Raw genomic sequence first — 17,399 nt, 5'->3', positions numbered from 1 at the left:
CGGCAGGCTCCTAGGAAAACGCCGTGCAGCGACTACACTGGTAACATTTGATTTCAGCGTTCATCTCTTTTTACAAGAATTCCGACTCATGAAACCCATCGCACCCGGCACCGTCATTTTCCACCGCTTCCGCGGTTATGGCGTGATCACCTCCGTCAACCTGCTGACCGGCTGGGTCGCTGCGCGTTTCGGCAGCGAGAAGCGGACGCTGGACCTGAACCTGTCCACTGACGAGGTGCAGCACGCGGACGGCGAGCCGATCCTGTTCCGCCACGCGCCGCCGGACCGCATGCCGCATGCGCGCCTGATGGCGCTGGTGCGTGAATTGCACCGCGCCGGTTACCAGCGCCTGTACCTGTACAGCTGGCCCAAGCCGTCCGGCCTGCACTGGCGCTGGCACCTGTTTTGCGGACGGCGCAGCTGGATGGAAAGGGCAAGGCGCGAGGGCTGGTACGGCTCCGGCGCCGATTACAACTTCAATCCCATCCTCGGCTGGGGCGACCAGCCGGGGGCCGCGATTCCGGAACTGGCCAGGGCGCTGGCGCAGTTCGATCCGCATGGGCTGGCGCAAGCGCTGGGGCGCGACGAGGACCATAGCGCATGGTTCGCCAAGGTATGCGACGCCCTGCTGCCGGATTACGCTTTCAGCCTGGGCTGGAGCGAAGGCCCGATGCCGGACAGCCTGCCGGTGATCCCGGTGCGCAAGAACGTACCCGAATACAGCGGCCCGCCTTTGCCATGGCCGCCCGGCTGGCAGGGCATGTGGCGCGACACCACGCTGGCGGCGCCGGCAGCGCGCCTGAACAAGCTGATCCTGCCCAGCGGCGCCGGCGACGACGACTGACGGTTTACTTCAGCAGCAGCGCGTCCGGATTCAGGACATTCTTGGGCGCGCCGCCGGCGAAATCCACGACATTCTGGAATGCGATCCGAAAGTACAACTCGTAACTGTCTTTTTCGACATAACCCAGGTGCGGCGAAGCCAGCACATTCTCCATCCGCAGCAGCGGCGAATCCGGCGCCAGCGGTTCGGTTTCAAACACATCCAGCGCAGCAAAACCGGGCCTGCCCTGCTGCAAAGCCGGCTCCAGAGCGCCCTCGGCAACCAGCTCGGCGCGGCTGGTGTTGACAAAAATGGCGCTGGATTTCATCAAGGCCAGGTCGGCCGCCTCGACAATGCCGCGCGTCGCATCGTTCAGGCGCAGGTGCAGCGACAGCACATCGGCTTCGGCGAAAAACTGCTGTTTCGAGGCCGCCGCTTCATAGCCATCTTTCTGCACGGCGGCCAGGCTGGCTTCGCGGCCCCACACCAGCACCCGCATGCCGAACGCCTTGCCATAGCCGGCCACCATGCGGCCGATTTTTCCATAACCCCAGATCGCCAGCGTACGGCCCTTGAGCACGGTGCCCAGCACATCGTTTTGCGGTAGCGCCGACACCGATTGCCACTGTCCCTGCTGCAGGTTGCTGACATAACGCGGGATGCGGCGGCTGGCGGCCATGATCAGGGCCCAGGTCAGTTCGGCCGGCGCGGTCGGATCGCCGATGCCCTCGACGATGGCGATGCCGCATTCGGTAGCTGCTTCGACATCGATATGGCCGCTGACTTTTCCGGTCTGCGATATCAGTTTCAGCTTAGGCAGTTTTTGCAGCAGCGCCCTGGAAAAACTGCTGCGTTCGCGAATCAGCACCAGCGCTTCAAAATCGGCCAGGCGGATTGCCAGCTGGCCAACACCGCGCGCCGAATTGTTGAACACTTTGACGTCGTGGCCATCCAATAATCTGAAGCTGTCGAGATGGCGGACGCTGTCTTGATAATCATCCAGTACGGCAATTTTCATAGGAGTTCCATGCTGTAAGTGTGACAAAAAAATAAGGGAAAAGGGCTGCCACGTAATAAAGCAACAGCATCCGGAAAATGGGAAATACCTTACTACAATAGTTGGTCAATTTCACTACAAATCGGGTGTACAATCGGCCCACTTTTTCCAGGATAAATGCAGTTTTCCGGAGCAGACAGGCTATATCGACCATGGTGTGCGGCCTGAATCACAGTAAGGCCTGCAGTAAAACCCGCTCGGCGCCTGCAGTTTTGTAAACAAGACTAAATCCGGCCCATTATTTCATTTTTTGCTGCCTGCGGTCACGCAACAGATTGCGGATAGCCCGCAGCAAACGCACCAGGATTCAGCCGACCGACACGGCGCGCCAGCCAGGCGCAGCCCGCTGGCAAGAGGAAGGCAAGAAACAGATTTCTTTATTGGTATTGGAGGTAGTTTTCATGAATCAACCCCTTATGGGCGGCATCGCCGCAATCAACGCCCCGGCATTCGTCAAACAGCAGAAGCTGATCAACTGGGTGGCCGAAGTCGCCGCGCTGACCAAACCTGACCGCATCTACTGGTGCGACGGTTCGCAAGCCGAATACGATCGCCTGTGCAGCGAAATGGTAGCTGCCGGCACCATGAAAAAACTGAACCAGGAAAAACGCCCGAACAGCTACCTCGCATGCTCCGATCCGTCCGACGTGGCGCGCGTCGAAGACCGCACTTTCATCTGCTCGGCAAAAGAAGAGGACGCTGGCCCGACCAACAACTGGACCGACCCGGCTGAAATGCGCAAGACGCTGCACGGCTTGTTCGACGGCTGCATGCAGGGCCGCACCATGTATGTAGTGCCGTTTTCGATGGGCCCGCTGGGTTCGCCGATTGCGCACATCGGCGTCGAGCTGTCCGATTCGCCGTACGTCGCCGTCAACATGCGCATCATGACCCGCATGGGCCGCGCCGTGTATGACGTGCTCGGCAGCGACGGCGAGTTCGTGCCTTGCGTACACAGCGTCGGCGCGCCGCTGGCAGCCGGCCAGAAGGATGTGGCCTGGCCTTGCAATCCGACCAAGTACATCGTCCACTATCCGGAAACCCGTGAAATCTGGTCTTACGGTTCGGGTTACGGCGGCAACGCGCTGCTCGGCAAGAAGTGCTTCGCGCTGCGCATCGCCTCGACCATGGGCCGCGACCAGGGCTGGCTGGCGGAACACATGCTGATCCTCGGCGTGGAGTCGCCCGCAATTAATGGTAAACCTGGCAAGAAACACTATGTCGCGGCAGCTTTCCCATCGGCCTGCGGCAAGACCAATTTCGCCATGCTGATTCCGCCTGCCGGTTTTGAAGGCTGGAAAGTCACTACCATCGGCGACGACATCGCCTGGATCAAGCCGGGCGCTGATGGCCGCCTGTACGCGATCAATCCGGAAGCCGGCTATTTCGGCGTTGCGCCCGGCACCAATGACAAGACCAACTACAACTGCATGGCATCGCTGCGCGAAAACACCATCTTCACCAACGTCGCGCTGACCGACGACGGCGACGTCTGGTGGGAAGGCATGAGCAGCACCCCGCCGGCGCACCTGATCGACTGGCAGGGCAAGGACTGGACCCCGGCCATCGCCAAGGAAACCGGCGCCAAGGCTGCCCATCCGAATGCGCGCTTCACCGTGGCCGCGACCCAGAATCCGGTCATCGACGCCGCCTGGGACGATCCGGCCGGCGTGCCGATCTCGGCCTTCATTTTCGGCGGCCGCCGCTCCACCACCGTGCCGCTGGTGACCGAAGCGCGCAACTGGGTGGAAGGCGTCTACATGGCGGCCACCATGGGTTCGGAAACCACTGCCGCCGCTGCCGGCCAGCAAGGTGTGGTGCGCCGCGATCCGTTCGCCATGCTGCCGTTCATCGGCTACAACATGAGCGACTACTTCCAGCACTGGCTGACATTGGGCGAAAAACTGGCACAGCAAAACCGGGCCGAGCTGCCGAAGATCTTCTGCGTCAACTGGTTCCGCACCGGCGCCGACGGCAAATTCGTCTGGCCTGGCTTCGGCGACAACATGCGCGTGCTGAAATGGATGCTGGACCGGCTCGACGGCAAGCAGGGCGGAGTCGAGCACCTGTTCGGCGTGACGCCGCGCTACGGCGACCTGAGCTGGGAAGGACTGGATTTCAGCGAAGAGCAGTTCGAGCGCATCACCGCGATCGACAAAGCAGCCTGGAAAGCGGAGACGGAGCTGCATGCAGAACTGTTCGACAAGCTGAAACACCATTTGCCGCAGCAGCTGGCCAAGGTAAAACTGGCGCTGGAGAAGAACCTGGCCGAGTAAGGCCTGGATAGCTTGCTATCGCAATACAAAACGCCCGCAAGCTGCGGGCGTTTTTTTATGGGCAGACAAAAAAAATCCCTGCCGGCGCCAAGCCGGCAGGGTGAATCCTTCCATCGCAGGAAAGAGGAGACGTCAAAAATTCCGGTGACAGCTTTTACAGGCCGTTCAAACCCATCCAGGCCAGAACGCGGGTCGCCATGGCACGCAGCCATTGCAGCACCGCGAAAGTCGGGAAACCGTCTTCGTCGTGGTAAATGTATTGGTGCATGGCAAACTCCTCGTGGTTATTAACAATAATCAATCGCGACCGGCCAGCAATCGCAGCTCTGCAGCCAGGTTAGGCTGGCTAGAGGCATGGTCGTTAGCCATGCGGCGTATCACTTGCTGTCCTCTGAACTTGCTGCGGGCAATCCGCTGTTCCAGTGATTTGCGCGGCTTGATCAACATCAGTGCTGCACGCAAGATCCCCATCCAGAGCGGTTTGAAATACACCATCAAGGTCGCCAGCGCTCCCAGGCCCAGCAATGGCCGCAATGCGGCGGCAGCGGCAGCAAGCAAGGCCGATGCGTCGAACAAAGCGATTTCAGCTGGCAGGGCAAAAGCGAATAAAGACATTGCAACTACTCTTTGTTGATGATGTTGCATTGCAGTATATTCACTACTTAGGGAGCTATCCAATTCTGATTTGGGATATCAGTTATGTGTTCAACGAATAATGTTCGCCGCTGCTGAAGAATGTCCCTCATGTCGTGGTTAAGACAAGATGTGTAAGATAAAGCATGAGAGGCGAGAGATCGGTTTGTCTTGGTTTCAACTCGGCAATAGTTGAACATCTGAGACATAATCCAGCCTGATATGCGTTTTATGTTGTGACGCAATATTTTTACTGCACTTGAAATCTGTCATTGCGCTTTCATATAACAGTTATAAAATCTGTGAATGTTGCTTCCAGCTAAATTTGCCGGCGCCATATTCCATCTAAAAATAATTAACGATAGATCCAACCATGAGCTTCCTGACGCTTGACCTGAACCTGCTGCGTGTCTTCGATGCCGTCATGACCGAGCAGAACCTGACGCGCGCCGCCAGCCGGCTGGCGATGACCCAGCCGGCCGTGTCGAACGCCTTGAAACGCCTGCGCGACACCCTCAACGACGAGCTGCTGATCCGCACCGCGCACGGCGTCAAGCCGACCCAGCATGCCGAAGAATTGTGGCCGGTGGTCAGGCGTGCGCTGACCGACCTGGAAACCGCAATCACGCCGGAGACCTTCGATGTCTCGCGCGCCCACACCACTTTCCAGATGGCGATGGCGGACGCTACCGCTGCGCTGTGGCTGCCGGGGCTGGTGCGCACCATCGAGCGCGACGCGCCGCAGCTGAACCTGCGCATGGTGCCGCTGACCACCCGCGATCCGCGCCAGATGCTGCTGCGCGGCGATGTTGACCTGGCGGTGGGTTTTTTCCCCGGCGTCGCAGCCCAGCTGGCCGGCGGCCAGACCACCAGCGCTTCGCCTATCCATCATGAGCGGCTGTACACCGGCGAATATGTCTGCGTGATGCACAAGAACCATCCGCTGGCGAATCAGGTGCTGACCCTGGACAATTACTGCGCATCGCATCATTTGCTGGTCAGTTTTTCCGGCCGCGCGCATGGCCTGATCGATGAAACCCTGGCGGCGATGGGACGCGAACGGCGCATCCTGCTGACCGTCAATCAATTCTTCACGGCTGGCCGGGTGGTCGCCAGTTCAGATCTGCTGACGGTCTTGCCGCGCCACCTGATCGGCGCTACCGGCATGACCGAGGAGCTGGTAGCGCGCGAGCTGCCGTTCCCGACGCCGGCGGTCCATGTCGACATGCTGTGGCACGAACGGGATTCCCGCAACCCGGCGCACAAATGGCTGCGCGGGCATTTGAGCGAAACCGCTCACGAAAAATTCAGCCTGATCGATCCGGAAGACGAAGATTAAAGCCGGTAGGGTGGGCAGGTTTTTTTGCCCAGGCGTGACAGCAGATGCACATAGGTCCGCGTGGGCACAGGTGCCCACGCTACGGTTCAAGACGGCGTGACCGCAGTCTCTCGCTGGAACTGCGACAGCTGCCGGTACTGCTGCTCAAGCTGCCTGGGGATAGCCGCATAGATCGGCCACAAGCGGCGATACAGCGCGACGTTTTCCGCAATCGGCACATGGCGGTGGGTAGAGCCGACCATGCCGCCGATGACTTCCAGCGAATCGACTTTGCCCAGCGCATACAGGCCAAGCACGGCGGCGCCGAGGCAGGATGATTCGACGCTTTCCGGCACTACCACTTCACGTTCGAAAATATCCGCCATCATCTGCCGCCACAACGGCGAACGGGCAAAACCGCCGGTCGCCATCATATGGGTGGTAGGCCCGATCAGGTCTTCGACTGCCGGCAAGATGCTGTACAGGCTGAAAATCACACCTTCCAGCGCGGCCCGGATCATGTGCGGCTTGCCGTGATGCGTCGCCAGGCCGAAATAGGAACCGCGCGCGTCGGCATTCCATAACGGCGCACGTTCGCCCGCCAGGTAAGGATGGAACAGCAACCCTTCGGCGCCGGCGCTGACGCCCTCGGCGATTTTGGTCAAGGCATCGTAGGGATCAAGGCCGGCGGCCTTGGCGGCGGCGGCTTCGGCGGTCGCCAGCTCGTCGCGCACCCAGTGGAAAATGCTGCCGCCGTTGTTGGTGGGGCCGCCGACCACCCAGTGCCTGGCGGTCAGGGCATAACAGAAGGTGCGGCCGGAGGGATCGGTCAGCGGCTTGTCGATCACGGTCCGCATCGCTCCCGACGTACCGATGGTGACCGCGACCTGGCCCGGGCCGATGGCGTTGACGCCAAGGTTGGACAGCACGCCGTCGTTGGCGCCGATCACGAACGGCGTCGCCGGCGCCAGGCCCAGCTGCTGCGCCATGGCCGGCGCCAGGCCGCTCAGGTGGTGAGTGGTCGGCACAAGTTTCGACAATTGCTGCGGGCCGATGCCGAGCAGTTCCAGCGCGCCCTGGTCCCAGTCCAGCTGCTGCAGGTTGAACATGCCGGTGGCGGAGGCGATCGAATGATCGACCAGCCATTCGCCGAACAGGCGGTACAGCACATATTCCTTGACGCCGACAAAGCGCGCCGCGCGCGCAAACAGCTGCGGCTGGTCATGGCGCAGCCACATGATCTTGCATAGCGGCGACATCGGATGGATAGGGGTGCCGGTGCGCAGGTAGATTTCATGGCCGCCCAGTTCGTCGCGGATGCGGTTGGCCCATGCGCCGGCACGGTTGTCGCCCCAGGTGATGCTGTTGCTCAGCAGCGCGCCGTCCTGGCCGACCGCGATCACGCTATGCATGGCGGCGCTGAAGGACACCAGCTTTATCTGTGCGGCCTCGACGCCGTTCTTGCCAGCAGCGTTGCCCACCGCGTTCTTGATCGCGCTCAGCACCGCCTCGTAAATCTGCAGCGGATCTTGCTCAGCCATGCCCGGCGTGGTGCACAGCAGGGGGTATTCCACCGCGTGCTGCGCCACTACCTGTCCCTGGGTGGTGAACAGCACCGCCTTGGTGCTGGTGGTGCCGATGTCTACGCCGAGCATGTATTCTGGCTGGTGTTGCATGAACTACCTCGTGATGAAATGAGTAAGCGACTGCTGATGAGCAGCTATCCTGCCTGGACGCCGTGCGCCGCACCCGTTTCATTGTAGTACTTGCCGGCGCCGCCGCGTGGCTGCGTGGCCGCAATCATACATCATATGTTAGCGCTAACATCGCGTCTCTTTTACAACGGAAAGTAATATTGCACACTGCTAGTACCCTTACTCCAAGGAAACTATAACAATGCAGCAGGGCTTGCGTGTAACATTGCTTACGCTAGCCAAATGAACAAGATTCCATTGCCCGGCATACATAACTGGAATCCGGCTGAATAATGAATAAGCTGGCAGCAGCGAGCTAAATGTAGAGAGACCATTCAATGCCATCGTTACCATGACCAGCCAGGAACTCAAGCCACAACGCCACAGCCGCGCCAGCGGCAGGGTAACCATCGTCGATGTCGCACGCCTGGCGCGGGTCAGCCCGATGACCGTATCGCGCGCACTGAAAACTCCGGCGCTGGTGCAGCTGGAAGCGCGCGACCGCATTGCGGCGGCGATCAAGCAGCTCGGTTATGTGCCGAACCAGGCCGCCAGCACGCTGGCGTCGGCCAAGTCGCAGGTGATCGGCGTCATCGTGCCGTCGCTCAGCAATTCCGTATTCGTCGACACGCTGACCGGGATCCGCGACAGCCTGAACCAGCACGGCTATAAATTCCTGATCGGCGAAAGCAGCTATTCGCCGGACAAGGAAAGCCAGCTGATCAGCACTTACCTGGCGCATGCGCCGGACGGTTTTTTGCTGAGCGGCATAGAACAGCAGGATGCGCTGCGCGAGCAACTGGCGACGCACAATGTGCCAGCCGTGCGCATGTTCGACCTGAACCCGGAAAACAGCGAGGTCACAGTCGGTTTTTCGCACGAAGATGCGGGCTACAGCATCGCCCGCCATCTGATCGAACGCGGCTACCGCCAGCCCGGTTTCCTCGGCGCCCAGCTTGATCCGCGCATGATGAAACGCCGCCACGGTTTTCGCAAGGCTTTGTCGGAAGCCGGCATCAACCCCGATATCGAAGTGCTGACGCCGGCGCCGTCGACGGTGGAGCTGGGCACCAAGATGTTGGGCCAGATCCTGCAGCAGACGCCAGCCTGCGATGCGGTGTTCTGTTGCAACGACGACCTGGCGCTGGGCGTCCTGTTCGAGTGCCAGCGGCGCGGCCTGTCGGTGCCGGGCCAGATGGCGATCGCCGGTTTCAACGATTTGCCGTGGTCGGCCTTCGCCAATCCCGGCATCACTACGATCGTCACGCCGCGCTACGACATCGGGTTTACCGCCGCCCAGTTATTGATCAAGCTGCTCAGGCACGAGACGCCGGAAACCACCAGCGTCGACCTCGGCTTCAAGCTGGCGATACGCAGCAGCACCTGAGCAGGAAACCGGTTTAGCGTGGCGCAGCAGCGGCGTACAGGTAATCGGTCGCCAGCGACGCCATGGTGCGCACGCCGACCACCAGCGCCGATTCATCCACGAAGAATCCCGGATTGTGGTTCGGCGCGGCCTTTGCCATATCCTGGCCGCGCGGCGTGATGCCGAGGAACACGAACAAGCCGGGCGCCTCTTTCGCAAAGAAAGAAAAATCTTCGGCGCCGCCGACCAGCGGACTCTGCGTCACATCGTTTTGTGCGGCCCAGCGCAAGGTGGGGCCCATTTTTTCGGTCAGGCCGGCGTCGTTGATGGTCGGATCGTATTTTTCGATGATGGTGACTTCGGCCTTGGCGCCGCCGCTCTCGGCGATCTTCTCCACGGTCTGGCGCACGTTCGCATGCAGCTTCTGGCGGATGCCATAGTCGTAGGAACGGATGGTGCCGGTCATGTCGACCGATTCCGGGATGATGTTATAGCGGGTGCCGCCGTTGATCGTGCCGATGCTGACCACCGACGGGAAGGAAGAAATATCGGTGCGGCGGCTGACCACGGTTTGCAGGCCCACCAGCGCTTCGGCGCTGACGGTGATCGGATCGATGCCGTCCCACGGCCGGCCGGCATGGGTCTGCTTGCCGAGGATGCGGATGCGCAGGTCGTCGGAACTGGCCAGCGTCGGACCGGCGCGATAGGCGATCTGGCCAGCGGGAATCCCGGCCCACACATGCAGGCCGAACACTGCATCCGGCTTGGGCGCTTTCATCACGCCTTCCTGCACCATCATTTTTGCGCCCCAAGTGTTTTTCCCGTCCGGCACGAAATCGCTAGGGCCTTCTTCCGCCGGCTGGAAATAGAACACCACGGTGCCCGGCAGGCGCACCCGCATGTCGCTCAGGATCCTGGCCGTGGTCAGCAGGATCGCCGTATGCGCATCGTGGCCACAGGCGTGCATGACGTCGACATCCTTGTCCAGGTAACGGCCTTTGCTGTGCGAAGCGAACGGCAGGTCCGATACTTCCTTCACCGGCAACGCATCCATATCGGCGCGCAAGGCGACGACCGGGCCGGGCAAGCCGCCTTTCAGTATCGCCACTACGCCGGTGCGTGCAACGCCGGTCCGTACCTCCAGTCCCAGGGCGCGCAACTGCGCCGCCACCAGTTCGCCGGTACGCTTCTCGACATTGCCCAGTTCCGGATGCGCATGGATATCGCGCCGCGTCTCCAGCAGCGCCGGTTCCAGGGCCTTGGCTTGCTGGGCGATTTCAGAGCGGGCAGCGTCGGCAGCAGCGGATATGGCGGTCGGCAAAGGCGCGGATGCTGCGACAGCGATGGCGGCATGTCCGCTCAAACCGCAAATCAGGCTAAACAATAATTTGTGTGGAATTCCCGGCAATTGCATGATGTGTCTTCTCCAAGATAGTTGTTCTGATGATACAAGGACAACTATTGTGACACGATCTGCCAACGAACTGTAACTGCCGGCCCTCAGCGAATCGGCAGTTTTGTGGTGTGCTTGACCTCTTCCATCACCGCGTAGGTGTGCGTCTCGCGCACGCCCTTGAGCTGCAGCAGCGACTTGCCGAGAAACTCGCGGTAGGCGTTCATGTCCTTGACGCGCGCCTTGACCAGGTAATCGAAACCGCCGGCCACCATGTGGCACTCCAGCACCTCGGGAATGATCTGCACGCTCTGGCTGAACGCTTCGAAGACTTCCGGCGTGGTGCGGTCCAGCACCACTTCGATAAACACCAGCAAGGCGACGTCCAGCAGCTGCGGATTGAGCTGGGCGGTGTAGTGCAGGATGTAGCCGGCTTCCTGCAGTTTGCGGACGCGCTCCAGGCAGGCGGCGGGTGACAAGTTGACGCGGGCAGACAGGTCGACGTTGCTGATGCGGCCATCGTTCTGCAATTCGGCCAGGATTTTCTTGCTGATCTTGTCAAGCATGCACTATCTTCCGAAAAATTTTATTCGGTTAAATTTTCTCACCAATAACAAAATTTTGATAGCGACCATTATTACCAGAATTAATCCATGCCGATGCCGCCTACAATCGAACAACTTCACTTTCCCGGACTGTTAAACCGGTCGCTGTGATTGATGCACTAAATAATGCTCTAAAGCAAATTAACAAAACCAATATCCTCACCGAGACAACCGCCATGCCGCCGCTACAGCCGTCATCCAAGCCCGACCCTACTTCCCCTGCCATGTTCAGCCCCGCATTCAGCGTCTTCCACCGGGAAGTCATGAGCGAGCCGACGTCATTGCGCGCCGCCATCACCGCCGCTTACCGGCGCGATGAAACCCTGGCCGTGCAATGGCTGCTGGCGCAAGTGCAAACCAGCACCGGCTCGCATGCCGCCAGCCAGGCGCTGGCGCGCAAGCTGGTGCAGGCGGTGCGCGAAAAACGTACGCGCGCGTCCGGCGTCGACGCCTTAATGCACGAATTCTCGCTGTCGTCGGAAGAGGGCGTGGCGCTGATGTGCCTGGCCGAAGCGCTGCTGCGCATTCCGGACCACCAGACCGCCGACCGCCTGATCGCCGACAAGATCAGCAAGGGCGACTGGGGCAGCCACCTGGGCGAATCGCCGTCGCTGTTCGTCAATGCCGCCACCTGGGGTCTGCTGATTACCGGCAAGCTGGTCGCCACCAATAGCGAACGCGGCCTGGGTTCGGCCCTGACCAAACTGATCGGGCGCGGCGGCGAACCGCTGATCCGCAAGGGCGTCGACGTCGCCATGCGCATGCTGGGCAACCAGTTCGTCACCGGCCAGACCATCGCCGAAGCGCTTGGCAACAGCCGCGACAATGAAAAACGCGGCTACCGCTATTCCTACGACATGCTGGGCGAAGCGGCGTTGACGGAAGAAGATGCGGCCTCTTATTACCGCTCGTACGAAGATGCGATCCATGCCATCGGCAAGGCATCGAACGGCCGCGGCATCAAGCAGGGCCCGGGCATCTCGGTCAAGCTGTCGGCGCTGCATCCGCGTTATTCGCGCGCGCAGCGGCAACGCACCATGGAAGAATTGCTGCCGCGCCTGAAACAGCTGCTGCTGCTGGCCAAGCAATATGACATCGGCCTCAACATCGACGCCGAAGAAGCGGACCGCCTGGAACTGTCGCTGGACCTGATGGAAGCGCTGGCGTTCGACGCCGAGCTGGCCGGTTTCGAGGGCATCGGCTTTGTGGTGCAGGGTTACCAGAAACGCTGTCCTTTCGTGATCGACTACTTGGTCGACCTGGCGCACCGCAGCGGCCGCAAGTTCATGGTGCGGCTGGTCAAGGGCGCGTATTGGGATTCCGAGATCAAGCGCGCGCAAGTCGACGGCTTGCCCGGCTTCCCGGTATACACGCGCAAGGTGTACACCGACGTTTCCTACCTGACCTGCGCCCAGAAACTACTGGCCTCCACCGATGTCATCTATCCGCAGTTCGCTACCCACAACGCGCATACATTGGCGACCATCTACAGCTGGGCGCAGGAAAAAAACATCACCGACTATGAATTCCAGTGCCTGCACGGCATGGGCGAAACCTTGTACGACCAGGTGGTCGGCAAAGACATGCTGGACAAGCCTTGCCGGATTTATGCGCCGGTCGGTTCGCACCAGACCCTGCTGGCTTACCTGGTGCGGCGCCTGCTGGAAAACGGCGCCAATTCTTCGTTCGTAAACCAGATCGTCGACGAAAGCGTGAGCATCGATTCGCTCATCGCCGATCCGCTGCAAGCCGCGCAACAGCTGGGCGGCGAGCCGCATCCGCAGATCGCCCTGCCGCCCGCGATGTACGGCGCGGAGCGCAAGAATTCGGCCGGCCTGGACCTGAGCAGTGAAGAAGTCCTGCGCCAGATCGACAGTGCTTTTGGCGTGTTCGGCAAGCAGCAATGGCATGCCACGCCAATGCTGGCTGAGCTGCAAACTTACAGCCAGGCTGCGCGTCCGATATTGAATCCGGCCGACAAGCGCGATGTGGTGGGCAGCGTGGTCGAAGCCAGCGTCGCCGATGTCGACAAGGCCTTGCATGCCGCCAGCGTCTACGCCATGGACTGGCAAACCCTGCCGCCGGCGGAACGGGCCGACAAGCTGGAACGCGCCGCAGCCCTGTTTGAAGTGCACCAGCTGGAACTGATTGCGCTGGCGATCCGCGAAGCAGGGAAGTCATTGCCGAACGCGATTGCCGAAGTGCGCGAAGCGGTCGATTTCCTACGCTACTACGCGGCGCAGGTGCGGCATACCCAGAATGCCTTGGCGCTGGGACCGGTGGTATGCATCAGCCCGTGGAATTTCCCGCTGGCGATTTTCATCGGCGAAGTCAGCGCTGCGCTGGCAGCCGGCAATGTGGTGCTGGCGAAGCCGGCCGAACAGACGCCGCTGATCGCCGCTCGCGCGGTGCAGCTGCTGCATGAAGCCGGCGTGCCGCCGGCCGCGTTGCAATTCCTGCCGGGCCAGGGCGATACCGTCGGCGCCACGCTGACCGCCGATGCGCGCGTCAAGGGAGTGATTTTCACTGGTTCTACCGAGGTCGCACAGATCATCAACCGCACCTTGGCCAAACGCTCGCTGGCAGAGTCGGTGGACTTGCCGCTGATCGCTGAAACCGGCGGCCAGAATGCCTTGATCGTCGATTCCAGCGCACTGCCGGAACAGGTGGTGCAAGACGTGCTGAATTCCGCTTTCGACAGCGCCGGCCAGCGCTGCTCCGCCTTGCGCGTGCTGTGCCTGCAAAACGATATCGCCGACCGCACCCTGCATATGCTGAAGGGCGCCATGCAGGAACTGCGGATCGGCAATCCGGACCGCCTCGTCACCGACATCGGTCCGGTGATCGATGCCGACGCCCAGGGCCAGCTGCTGGCGCATATCGAAACGATGCGCGCCACGGCCAAGGATTTCTACCAGCTGCCGCTGCCGCCCGAACAACAACATGGCACTTTCGTTGCCCCTGCGCTGATCGAAATCGGCTCCATGTCGGAACTGAAGCGCGAAGTGTTCGGCCCGGTATTGCATGTGCTGCGTTACGCGCGCAACGAGCTGCCGCAACTGGTCGACGCCATCAACGGCAGCGGTTACGGCCTGACTCTCGGCATCCATTCGCGCATCGATGAAACCATCGATTTCATCGTCGCCCACGCCCACGTCGGCAACATCTACGTCAATCGCAACATCGTCGGTGCGGTGGTCGGCGTACAGCCGTTTGGCGGCGAAGGGAAATCCGGCACCGGACCAAAAGCCGGCGGGCCGTTGTACCTGAAACGCCTGCAGCGCAATCCCGCGGTATCGCTGGGGGCGCACACGATCCATGCGCCGAATCCCGAAGCAGCAAACGCCACACCGGTGCTGCAAGCCTTGCTGAGCTGGGCCAGGACCCACGGCCACCAGCGCATCGCCGCGCTGGGCGAGGAATACATGCACGCCAGCTGGCTCGGCACTTCACTGGTGCTGCCGGGCCCGACCGGCGAACGCAACAGCCTGTCGTTCGCGCCGCGCGGCGCGATCCTGTGCAGCGCGGATAACGTCGGCGCCATGCTGAATCAATTGGCGGCGGTGTTCGCTACCGGCAACCTGCCGGTGGTCGAGGCCGGCTCGTCGGCCATGATCCCGGAAGGTTTGCCGCGCGCGGTGCGCGCTGCGATCCGTGTGGTCGACCAGCTTGCCGGCAGCGACCACGCCACCCGTTTGCAGCTGGCCCTGGTCGACGGCGCGGGCACTGCGCGCCTGCGTCCTTTGCTGACCGCGCTCGGAGAACAAGGCGGGGCGCTGGTGCCGTTGCTGGAAACCTCGGAATACGCTTCGATTCCCTTGTGGCGCCTGCTGGCCGAACGCGCGGTTTGCGTCAACACCACCGCCGCCGGCGGCAACGCCAGCCTGATGACCTTGCAAGCTTAAGCGTAGCAAACCCGATAGCGCGCGTTGTAAATGAAAAAGCTGGCTGAACTCTGTGTTCAGCCAGCTTTTTTGTTGAGCCGGAGTTCCTGTCGCGGCTGGCTTGCCAAGAAGTAGGGTGGGCACAAAAGCGTGCCCACCCTACACTGAACCTTGTGTTCAGCCAGCCTTTTTATTGCGCCGGAGTTCCTGCGGCGACTCTTCTCAATTGCATTTTTTCGACACGCTCATTTGTGATCGTCATCCTTTTTCTGCGGATGGATATTGTTCCCATGCGGCTGCTCGTGATTTTGCTGAGGCGGATGCTGCGCCTGCACTTGAGGTTGTGGCTGTGGTCGCGGCTGCTGCATTTGCGGCTGCGGTTGTGGCCGTTGCATCTGAGGCGCCGGTTGCGGCGCCGGTTGCGGCCGCGGCTGCTGTATCTGAGGCTGCGGATGGGGTTGCGCCTGTGGCTGCGGCGCTGCTTGCGGCCGCGATTCCGGATGGTTGAAAAACTGCGGTCCGGGATTGCCCGCCGGCCGGTTCGGTTCCTGATGCATTTGCTGGCCGCCTTCAGGCCGATGCTGGAACTGTTCCGGCTGCCGATTAGGCAGGTTTTGCGGCTGCGCCTGAGGTTGCGGCGTTGGCTGCGGTCTTGCCGCCTCGGGCATGGCGGGCCGATTGACGTTCGGCCTTGGAACATTGCCGTTGAAAGGATTCTTATGCAGGTTTACAGGGTTTTCTGCATCCAGGTTCCTCGGCTGACCCGGGCGTCGGCTCTGCGCGTTTTGCTGTAGCTGGTTCGGCAATGGTTTCTGCCCCGGTTCACTAGCTTGCGGCTGGCCGGGAGCCGGATGGAGAAATCCCGGACGCGCCAGTTGATTGGCGTTAGGCGCGCCGCCGTTCGCCTGCGGCGGGGTCTTGCCGAAATCGGGCCGGCTCATGTGGCTGAAATCCGGCTGCCCATGGTTCGGCCGCGGATTGCCGGCAAACGGTGTTGCATTCTGGTTCGGACGCTGCTGTGGCTGCGACTGTGCAGGATTCGCTTGCGCCGCCGGATTCGGCCGCTGCCCATTGAAGAAATTAGGAGCACCGCCGCCGCCCGGCTGGCCGGGGGGGCGTCCGCCGTTGGCCGCGGCGGGATTATTGGCGGGGCCGCCAAAATTATTGCGGGTGTTGTTGTTCACCGTACTGTTGTTGTAGGTGTTGTTGTAGTTGTTGGTCACGCGATTGACGATCGTCGTCGAGCGCGACACATAGGTATTGTTGTTGTACACAACCGCGGGCCGGTGCCAGCCATGGTCGCGGTCGCCGCCGCGCCAGTTGCCGCCGCCGCCATCGCCGCCCCAATGCACGCCCCAGGAATTCCAGCCCCAGTCGTGATGGCTGATCACTGCGCCGACGGCGACGCCGAGGCCGAAGGTAATCACGCCGGCGGTGACTATCTCGCCCGGCGGATAATAACGGGGAGGGGGTTCGTAGGTATAACCGGGATAGACCGGCAACGGCTGGCCATAGACTACGCCGGGATTGTAGGCCGGCACATACACCACATCAGGTTCGGCCGGCTCGATCACGATGGTTTCTGGCGGCGGCGCAACCATTTCCGGGCCGGCGTAGACCAGCGGTTCGCCAGGCGGCGGCGCATAGTCCGTGGGCGGCGCCGGCTGCACGCGCGGCCTGACGGCGATGCGCTGCTGTTTGCTGTCTTTCAGGTTGCCGCTGCTGGCAGCGCGCTGACGCATCACCTGGATCGCATTCATGACGTCGCTGGGATCGTTGACGTAAGCGTCGCCAAGGGCCGAGGTCCAGGGGATGTTGCGCGCCATCTGGTCCAGCACGCTGGGAAACTGCGTCAAGCCTTTGACGCTGACGTCCCAAGGCTGCTGGTTGGCCGCATCCTGCAGCTGAGCCCCTTTCAGGTTCTTGTTTTGCGCTAGCCAGTTGTCGGCGGCGGTGATCTGGTCCGGATAGCTGGATGCAGCCAGCACCTGCGCCACCAGCTTGTCGGGAAACAGCGCGATGGGGCCGACCAGCTGATACAGCTGGTCGGCGGTTGGCGGTACATAGGCAGGGGCTGCTTGTGCCGCCGGTGCTTGCTGCGGCTGGGGGGCAGGCGCGACGTCGGGTTTTTTGTCGCAGGCGGCCAGCGGCAGCACCGCTACGCAAACGCTCAGCATCAGCGACATCGAGGTATTTTTATTGTTGCTCATTTTTTTGCTCCAGACTACGAGGAATCGATGGTAGTTACACGCTAGCACGGCAGCTTGGCTACGCAACATCGGGTTACAAACGCTTGCATGTCTCACACAAATGCAGAGGCCAGTCTTTGGATAACGCCTCATCACCGGGT

At 61.3% G+C, this 17,399-nt stretch carries 11 protein-coding genes; 5 read left to right on the top strand and 6 right to left on the bottom strand.

Annotated elements, in window-relative coordinates:
- Positions 1 to 88: 88 nt before the first annotated feature.
- Positions 89 to 844, top strand: coding sequence for a hypothetical protein (locus CFter6_RS24530; protein WP_061542111.1), 756 nt, complete (start codon positions 89 to 91; stop codon positions 842 to 844).
- Positions 845 to 848: 4 nt separating this feature from the next.
- Here CFter6_RS24530 and CFter6_RS24525 read toward each other — a convergent pair whose 3' ends face one another.
- The gene (locus CFter6_RS24525; protein ID WP_061542110.1) at positions 849 to 1,841 is read right to left on the bottom strand and encodes a D-2-hydroxyacid dehydrogenase family protein; all 993 of its coding nucleotides are present in this window, start codon (positions 1,839 to 1,841) and stop codon (positions 849 to 851) included.
- Between the two features lie 440 nt (positions 1,842 to 2,281).
- On the opposite strand from CFter6_RS24525, the gene CFter6_RS24520 reads away from it, so the two are divergent.
- Positions 2,282 to 4,156 carry a phosphoenolpyruvate carboxykinase (GTP) gene (locus tag CFter6_RS24520; RefSeq protein ID WP_061542569.1) on the top strand — a complete coding sequence of 625 codons (1,875 nt, stop codon included), beginning with the start codon at positions 2,282 to 2,284 and terminating at the stop codon, positions 4,154 to 4,156.
- A gap of 297 nt (positions 4,157 to 4,453) precedes the next feature.
- Here CFter6_RS24520 and CFter6_RS24515 read toward each other — a convergent pair whose 3' ends face one another.
- The gene (locus tag CFter6_RS24515; protein ID WP_061542109.1) at positions 4,454 to 4,771 is read right to left on the bottom strand and encodes a hypothetical protein; all 318 of its coding nucleotides are present in this window, start codon (positions 4,769 to 4,771) and stop codon (positions 4,454 to 4,456) included.
- Between the two features lie 391 nt (positions 4,772 to 5,162).
- Between CFter6_RS24515 and CFter6_RS24510 the strand changes: the two genes are divergently transcribed.
- Positions 5,163 to 6,128, top strand: coding sequence for a LysR family transcriptional regulator (locus CFter6_RS24510; RefSeq protein WP_014008393.1), 966 nt, complete (start codon positions 5,163 to 5,165; stop codon positions 6,126 to 6,128).
- A gap of 86 nt (positions 6,129 to 6,214) precedes the next feature.
- On the opposite strand, the gene gntK is transcribed toward CFter6_RS24510, so the two are convergent.
- Entirely contained in the window at positions 6,215 to 7,783 is a 1,569-nt protein-coding gene (gene gntK / locus CFter6_RS24505; protein WP_061542108.1) for a gluconokinase, read from the bottom strand.
- Positions 7,784 to 8,153: 370 nt separating this feature from the next.
- On the opposite strand from gntK, the gene gntR reads away from it, so the two are divergent.
- Positions 8,154 to 9,188 (top strand): HTH-type transcriptional regulator GntR, encoded by a 1,035-nt coding sequence (gene gntR, locus CFter6_RS24500; protein ID WP_061542107.1) that lies wholly within the window; start codon positions 8,154 to 8,156, stop codon positions 9,186 to 9,188.
- 13 nt (positions 9,189 to 9,201) lie between these two features.
- Here the strand turns inward: gntR and CFter6_RS24495 are convergent, their stop codons facing one another.
- Both CFter6_RS24495 and CFter6_RS24490 read right to left on the bottom strand, forming a co-directional pair.
- Positions 9,202 to 10,581, bottom strand: coding sequence for an amidohydrolase (locus CFter6_RS24495; RefSeq protein ID WP_061542106.1), 1,380 nt, complete (start codon positions 10,579 to 10,581; stop codon positions 9,202 to 9,204).
- Between the two features lie 86 nt (positions 10,582 to 10,667).
- Entirely contained in the window at positions 10,668 to 11,126 is a 459-nt protein-coding gene (locus CFter6_RS24490; protein ID WP_014008389.1) for an Lrp/AsnC ligand binding domain-containing protein, read from the bottom strand.
- Positions 11,127 to 11,275: 149 nt separating this feature from the next.
- On the opposite strand from CFter6_RS24490, the gene putA reads away from it, so the two are divergent.
- On the top strand, positions 11,276 to 15,070 hold the full coding sequence (putA, locus tag CFter6_RS24485; protein ID WP_082815064.1) for a trifunctional transcriptional regulator/proline dehydrogenase/L-glutamate gamma-semialdehyde dehydrogenase: 3,795 nt from the start codon (positions 11,276 to 11,278) through the stop codon (positions 15,068 to 15,070).
- Between the two features lie 224 nt (positions 15,071 to 15,294).
- Here putA and CFter6_RS26195 read toward each other — a convergent pair whose 3' ends face one another.
- A complete protein-coding gene (locus tag CFter6_RS26195; RefSeq protein WP_061542104.1) occupies positions 15,295 to 17,259 on the bottom strand; it encodes a DUF3300 domain-containing protein in 1,965 nt (654 codons plus the stop codon).
- Between the last annotated feature and the right edge of the window lie 140 nt (positions 17,260 to 17,399).

The organism is Collimonas fungivorans (assembly GCF_001584145.1).
GTDB lineage: Bacteria > Pseudomonadota > Gammaproteobacteria > Burkholderiales > Burkholderiaceae_D > Collimonas > Collimonas fungivorans.
Note: the sequence above shows the minus strand (reverse complement) of the source record. Positions and strands in the feature narration are given on the sequence as shown.